Origin of the sequence: Terrihalobacillus insolitus (assembly GCF_028416575.1) — a bacterium.
GTDB lineage: Bacteria > Bacillota > Bacilli > Bacillales > Amphibacillaceae > Terrihalobacillus > Terrihalobacillus insolitus.
Genome location: NZ_JAMQKB010000029.1, coordinates 21,354 through 28,169, shown reverse-complemented (window position 1 = coordinate 28,169; position 6,816 = coordinate 21,354). Strand labels below are relative to the sequence as shown.

Sequence of the window (6,816 nt, the reverse complement as noted above, 5' to 3'; positions counted from 1 at the left end):
TCATTTTAAATGAGTAAGATCCCTCAGAGACGATGAGGTTGATAGGTTCGAGGTGGAAGCGTGGTGACACGTGTAGCTGACGAATACTAATCGATCGAGGACTTAACTATATGTTTTATATGTCTTTAGTTCTTATCTAGTTTTGAAGGTACACAAAACAATGTAGTACTTGAAATTTGAATAACTGTTTGGTGGTAATGGCGGAGAGGTCACACCTGTTCCCATGCCGAACACAGAAGTTAAGCTCTCCAGCGCTGATGGTAGTTGGGGCATTGCCCCTGCGAGAGTAGGACGCCGCCAAGCTACTTTAAAACCGATGAGTATACTCATCGGTTTTTTTGGGGTTTTATTCGTGTTTGAGTTTCACTTGTCGCTGTTAGCGCGAAAAGCAATAAGAAAATCTCTTTCTAGCTCGTGTATATTTGAGTATGGATCCTCTAACCGAAGCATTCTTTTATAAAGATGAATTTGTTCATTTGTAAGATCAAGTTCTTCGTACCACGGCTTACTTACTCTTTGTTGTTTTTTGAATGTGGAATAGTGAAGATACAGTAAAAAATCACCTAAATAGGAAAAATCCTGATCGAAGTTATACCGTTCATGATCGCCCCAACGGGCAAGACCGAAATCTATGAGCGAAACTTTGCCATCATGTATAAGTACATTGGGAATACGCAGATCTCGATGAACAATTCCTTTTCCGTGCAAATATTTAATAATACTAATAAGCTGACTGCCTATATTAAATATCTCTGTTTTATTGAAGCCATATTTTTGTTTGAAGAGCATAGTTTCTGCTGTAGGACCTAATTTATATTCAAGTACAAATCCATATAATTCTTTATCATTTATTACTCCTAATAACTTCGGAATTGCATGATGGTTAAGCTTTGATAGCATCACAGCTTCACATACATTTTTCTGTTCGTTTTTCTTTAAAATATGAGGTTTGAAACGTTTGATTACAACGAAAGCGCCCTGATTTGTTGTTGCCAAATAGCAAATTCCAAATCTACCCTCACCCAACATTTTTTCGATTTTGTAATCTCCATAACGTCTTCCGTACCACTTCTTTTTAAAAGGTTTTAACAACATGGTACTCAATTGTTCGTTTTGGCTCCACATTTCGAACAAAATTTCGCATCTGTTGGTAGTGTTTCACCGCAGCTGATGCAAAATGCTGTCGTTTCAACCTTTTCACCACATTCCAGACAAAACTTGGATCCTGACGGTATTTGTGCATTACATTTGCTACATGCCGTGTTTTTTGAAATGTGTTTCTCTTGAGGCGCATAATGTCTTTGATGTCGAGAATTATAATGATGGCCATTGGAATGACTGCCGGATTCAAGAACATCCATAAATTTTCCTAGTAAACCTTTTTTCTTATAATGATGGCTACCATGATTGCCGTGTTTATATGGCTTTCGCCTAGATGATCTCGAAAAAAAACTCATTTTTAACCCACCTTCTACTTTTAAGTGCGTGTTCAAAAAGTCGGTAAATTAGAAGCAAGCAGGTCGAGGCGGCGATGCTTCTGAGGACCGCAGTGTAGGCTTTCCCTACATGAGGACCGGAAGAACGAGCCATTTAAGGAATACAGGCTAAGACCGCCACGTCCTGTGGCAACGCCTGCATGACCCACATCGTGTGGGCCCGAGATGCGTAGCTTATCATTTGGTGACTTTTTGAACATCCTCTTTAAGTTTATTTAATAATAAACCAATATTGGCCTGAGTGCAAATTATGAAAACACTCACAATATTGCATGAACATCCGTAACTCTTAGCTTGCTCATTTTAAAGTAACTTTTTAAATTGAATGCAATCCGTCTGAAACATTTTCCAGTTGGTAATCGTCCATATATTGAATGGCGACATGGTGAGGTGGGGAAATGAAACGAACTATGAAAGAAAATGAAATAAAGTGGATACAGCAAAATGATACTGAAACAGTGATCGAAACATTAATGGATGAATATGGTACTCCATTAACGAAACTAGCCTTTTCCTACACGAGAGATTGGGCAAGGGCTGAAGACATTGTTCAAGATGTGTTTATTACTTGTTTTCATAAAATCACCACATTTCGTGGGGATTCGACCATCAAAACGTGGCTTTATCGCATTACTGTTAATCGTTGCAAGGACTCATTAAAAACTTGGTCAATTCGTAACATTGACGTCGGCCTTAGACATGCTGCCTATTATAAGGATAACCCAGAGCCGACGCCGGAAGAAGCGGTCATACGAAGCAGTGATAACCAAATACTAGCCAATTGTGTCATGGAGCTTCCAACAAAATATTTAGAAGTTATTGTTCTTTATTATTATTCGGGGCTGAAGATTGAAGAAGTTGCACAAACGCTTCATAAAAATGCCAAAACAATTCGGACCCGACTACGACGAGGGCGGAAGTTATTAAGGGATTTGTATGAGGAGGCGAACTAACATGGACGATAAGCTTAAACACCTTGAAAGTATTCTGGATGAAACCGTTTTTAAAGAGGGTGCGTTTACCGAAAAAAATAAAAGGTTTGTAAGAGAGAGGATGGAGAAACGGCACAGTTCCGCTCCCACAAATATTTTCAACCGATTCAGATTCAGACAACTCATTCCATCTGTACTGAGTGTAGCCGTTTGTTTTTTGTTAATCGTTGGCACCTTTTATATCGTTAATCATCAAGGTAGCCAAAATATCTCATCAGAGCAAAACAGTAGTACCAACGCTTCAAATAACACGGAAAATAACCAAACGACGCCCTCAAAGGATACAGTTGATACAAGGGATCCATCAAATGAGAACCCTGTTGACGATTCGGGAAAGGAATCTCCACCAACGGATGACATTCGCATGGGGAGTATTACTGCCATTCGCTTAATCGACCCATCATCTGGTTGGGTTGGCGGAAACGGGTGGATTGCAAAAACAAATAGTGGCGGCAAAGACTGGGACATACAATATCAAGGCGAACAGACGGTTGATCAACTGTTTGCGTTAGACAAGGACAATGCATGGGTAGTTTTTGCTGATAATTCCGAAAAACAAGACGGGCGACGACTTTTAAATACAACAAATGGTGGAAAAAACTGGTCTCCAGTAGGTAGGTTACCAAATAAGGGCTTTCTTCACTTTAATTCTAACGAGGTGGGCTTTGTTGGGAATGCCTATACAACAAATGGTGGTAAATCATGGTCAACGTTTGATATTCCTGACAACATGAAAGGCAATGCTTATTTTCATGATTTAAAAAATGGATGGGCAGTTACACAAGAAGGTAAACAAATAATTGTCATGCGGACAACAAACGGTGGGGAGTCTTGGGAAAAAGTCATGACCCGTGCTACTGTTGTAGATGTTCGCGATGCTAAGATTAGGTCGGCTGGCCAAAACGATGCCTGGATAGAACTAGTTGGCGGTGCTGGAATGAGCCAGGTTTCGTATTCTGTTTTTCATACGGGTGATGGTGGTAATAACTGGCAAACGGTTATAAATAACTCTACGGCAGGGGCAGGTCCAGCTCCTGGGCTTCCAATGAAATCCCCAGAAAAAGCACAAACCGACATTACAAATAATGGTTCTGCGCCAGGTCAGTTATATGTTGTAAGTCCAGATGTTGCATTCATGGGCGGATATTGCGCAGCTTGTGATAAATCTAATTCAATTGGTTGGACAACAGACGGTGGGAAAACGTGGCAAAGGAGTGACCAGGCATTTCCAGGATACAAAGGGGCTTATATCGCATTTGCTGATGCAAAAAGCGGCTGGCTGATTACTTCCGATTCACAGCGCCCTTCTGTTATGTACACAACGACTACTGGTGGGAAAACGTGGGAACAAGTTTTTACATTTGATAATCCAGAATAACCATTCTTCATTGGTGCCTGTCCACCATTAAGCGTTGCTTTAAAGTGTTATGGTGATGGGGACTAATTGAAGACAGCTGGTACTACTAGGATTCCGATTACGAATTCGATCAGTGAATTTTGTGCAGCTGACTTCAATTTGTTAACTTCATCTGATTTGCGTTTATATAAGTTGGTTTTTTTCGTAGAATAAGGTAAAGTAGTTATAAACTATTTATAAGGTGAGTGGAGAATGTCATGGAACAAAATTTTGACACGAAAACAGTACATCTTTCGCAAAATAAATCAAAAACGATATCCAGCAAAGTTACACCAATCTATCAAACGTCATCCTTTAAATTTACAGATCTTGAAGATTTAGAAAATTTTTATCAAGGGAAAAATGATTATTTATACACAAGGGTTGGGAATCCAAATACCGATGAGCTTGGGAGTGCTGTATCTCAATTAGAGGGAGCACCCGACGGAATCGCAACTTCTTCAGGGTTGTCAGCTATTTTAGCCGGAATTTTATCAGTGGCAAAACAGGGAGATCATATTCTTGCATCAGCTGATATATATGGTGGTACCTATCATCTATTAGCATATGAGTTGAAAGATTTCGGCATAGATGTTGAATTCGTTGACTTTAGTAAAATAGATTTAATTGAACAAAAAATACGATCTAATACAACACTACTCTATTCTGAGTCTATAACAAATCCGTTACTTCGTGTTGAAAATTTGAATAAAATTGTAAAAACAGGAGAAAAATATCAACTTTTTACGATGATTGATAATACTTTCGCTACACCATATTTGTGCCGACCTTTTCAATCAGGTATAGACCTGATTGTGCATAGTGCAACTAAATATATTGGTGGACACAGTGATGTTACCGCTGGTGTCCTCGTTGGTCGGGAAGATTTAATTCAAAAAGCAAGAACAAAGGTTATAAATTTGGGATCGAATCTAAGCCCGTTTGAAGCATGGCTTGCGTGCAGAGGACTAAAAACGTTAAGTGTAAGAATGGAAAGACAATCAAAAAACGCACAACTTTTGGCTGATGCATTGACAAATCATCCAGCTGTAAAAAAAGTGTACTATCCTAAATCCTTCTCATCCAAGGGAAAAGGAGCAATTGTTTCTATTGATATTACTGGATTGTGTGATATTAACGTATTTTTTAAATCATTAAAATGGATAAAGATTGTACCTACATTAGCAGGAGTAGAAACAACTGTCTCTTATCCACTATCTACATCCCACCGGGCACTTCCTCCTGAGACACAGGAGAAACTTAATATAACGGAGGGTTTAGTTAGAATTTCGGTTGGTATTGAAGATGCGGACGACATCATCGTTTCCTTAAAAGATGCCTTAGAGAAGGCTTATCGAGGATAAATGAATACAGGGTGTGTCAATCTTTAATATTAAAATGGTTTTAGGGTTTCAGACCCCACCTCTAAGCGAAGCGTAGGTGGGGATTCCCCCATGTTTTAGCTTGCTGAAACGAGTTCGCTTTATTCCGAAAGTGCCTCCCATGCAGCGTTCATTCCAGCAATTCTTCCCGTTACCATAGCGGAGGTAATATTGTATCCGCCAGTATACCCATGAATGTCTAGTATTTCCCCACAAAAATACAATCCTCTCATGATTTTTGATTGCATTGTGTTTGGTGCGATTTCTTTTGTTGAAACCCCCCCTCCAGTAACAAAAGCTTTATCAATTGGTTGCGAGCCATTTACATTGAATTGAAAATGCTTTAATCCCCTTACTAAATTTCTTATCTTTTCCCGGGAAATATTTGCGGCTTTTTCGTCATTTTCTATTCCATTTTGCGCTAATAGGAAATCTAAATACCTTTCTGGTACAAGACCTTTGAATATGTTTTTAATGCTCTTTCGGGGATTTTCCTCTACAAGTTCACTATAATGATCATACAATTGCTGTTCCTTTTTGTTAGGTAATGCGTCTATCTCCATCATAACAACCTTATTGCCTTTCATCATCTCTTTTACTACAAATTGGGAACATCGAAGTACTGCGGGTCCAGATACCCCAAAGTGTGTAAAGAGCATGTCCATTTGGTGTGTAATAATAGGCTTGTTTTTTTTGTTTAACACGGATAATGACACATCACGAAGCGCTAAGCCTTGCAATTTTCTGTTCGTTATAAAAGGTTCATCTGATAGCAAAGGAACTTCAGTAGGGTAGATCTCGGTAATTGTGTGACCAGCCTTCTTTGCCCAGGCGTAGCCATCACCAGTACTACCCGTGTGTGGGACTGCTTTACCTCCTACGGCAATGACAACTGCATGAGCGTCGATCTTTTTTTGTGATTGTAAGATGATCGTATGTGATTTTTCACTATAATGGATCGCCTGTACTGGGCTATTTGTTAGAATTGCAACATTTAATTCTTTCATACGGTTCAGTAATGCATCAACCACACTTTTGGCTGAGTTACTAACAGGAAACATTCTCCCATGATCTTCCTCTTTTAAAGCAACACCAAGGTTTTCAAAGAAATCAATTATATCGTAATTATTAAATACGGAGAATGCGCTGTATAAAAACCTTCCATTACCTGGTATATTTTTGATTACTTCATCCTGAGGAAGACGATTGGTTACATTACATCGGCCACCACCTGAAATCGCTAATTTTTTTCCTAGTTTATTTCCTTTGTCGATTAAAACAGTTTCTGCTCCATTTTCTGCTGCAGAAATAGCTGCCATCAATCCAGATGGACCGCCACCTATGATTGCAACTTGATAAGTCATAACTTTCATTCCTTTCAGGGTATGAAGTCTCACTTTTCCCGATCATAACGACCTAAAGTGGACTCTTTTGGCCGGCAAACAAGTCCGTAAGACTCAAATTGGTTCGGTTCATCAAATAGGATTGAAAAAACAAATCCCTGTTTGTACTCTCTTTATGATAAACTAAATGAGTTAGATTCTACAATA

Annotated in this window: 6 protein-coding genes and 2 rRNA genes; 5 read left to right on the top strand and 3 right to left on the bottom strand. The window is 39.1% G+C overall.

The annotated features are described in order from the left end of the window. Positions 1 to 110, top strand: a 23S ribosomal RNA gene (locus NC797_RS16505); the annotation flags it as partial. A 77-nt stretch (positions 111 to 187) separates the two neighbouring features. Beyond that, positions 188 to 303: ribosomal RNA gene (rrf, locus tag NC797_RS16500) — 5S ribosomal RNA — on the top strand. A 60-nt stretch (positions 304 to 363) separates the two neighbouring features. Here the strand turns inward: rrf and NC797_RS16495 are convergent. Both NC797_RS16495 and NC797_RS16490 read right to left on the bottom strand, forming a co-directional pair. Beyond that, the gene (locus NC797_RS16495; RefSeq protein WP_272437917.1) at positions 364 to 1,095 is read right to left on the bottom strand and encodes a serine/threonine protein kinase; all 732 of its coding nucleotides are present in this window, start codon (positions 1,093 to 1,095) and stop codon (positions 364 to 366) included. A gap of 5 nt (positions 1,096 to 1,100) precedes the next feature. Further along, positions 1,101 to 1,361, bottom strand: a complete 261-nt coding sequence (locus NC797_RS16490; RefSeq protein WP_417168722.1) for a zinc ribbon domain-containing protein — start codon at positions 1,359 to 1,361, stop codon at positions 1,101 to 1,103. A gap of 533 nt (positions 1,362 to 1,894) precedes the next feature. On the opposite strand from NC797_RS16490, the gene NC797_RS16485 reads away from it, so the two are divergent. The 3 genes from NC797_RS16485 to NC797_RS16475 all read left to right on the top strand — a co-directional run bounded on the left by NC797_RS16485 (position 1,895) and on the right by NC797_RS16475 (position 5,248). Further along, positions 1,895 to 2,449 carry a sigma-70 family RNA polymerase sigma factor gene (locus NC797_RS16485; RefSeq protein WP_272437915.1) on the top strand — a complete coding sequence of 185 codons (555 nt, stop codon included), beginning with the start codon at positions 1,895 to 1,897 and terminating at the stop codon, positions 2,447 to 2,449. Between the two features lies 1 nt (position 2,450). Continuing rightward, positions 2,451 to 3,866 carry a hypothetical protein gene (locus NC797_RS16480; protein ID WP_272437914.1) on the top strand — a complete coding sequence of 472 codons (1,416 nt, stop codon included), beginning with the start codon at positions 2,451 to 2,453 and terminating at the stop codon, positions 3,864 to 3,866. Between the two features lie 236 nt (positions 3,867 to 4,102). Then, positions 4,103 to 5,248: a trans-sulfuration enzyme family protein gene (locus NC797_RS16475; RefSeq protein ID WP_272437913.1), complete on the top strand. Its 1,146-nt coding sequence runs from the start codon at positions 4,103 to 4,105 to the stop codon at positions 5,246 to 5,248. 119 nt (positions 5,249 to 5,367) lie between these two features. Here NC797_RS16475 and NC797_RS16470 read toward each other — a convergent pair whose 3' ends face one another. Then, complete coding sequence (locus NC797_RS16470; RefSeq protein ID WP_272437912.1) at positions 5,368 to 6,630, bottom strand: BaiN/RdsA family NAD(P)/FAD-dependent oxidoreductase; 1,263 nt, start codon at positions 6,628 to 6,630, stop codon at positions 5,368 to 5,370. Positions 6,631 to 6,816 lie beyond the last annotated feature (186 nt).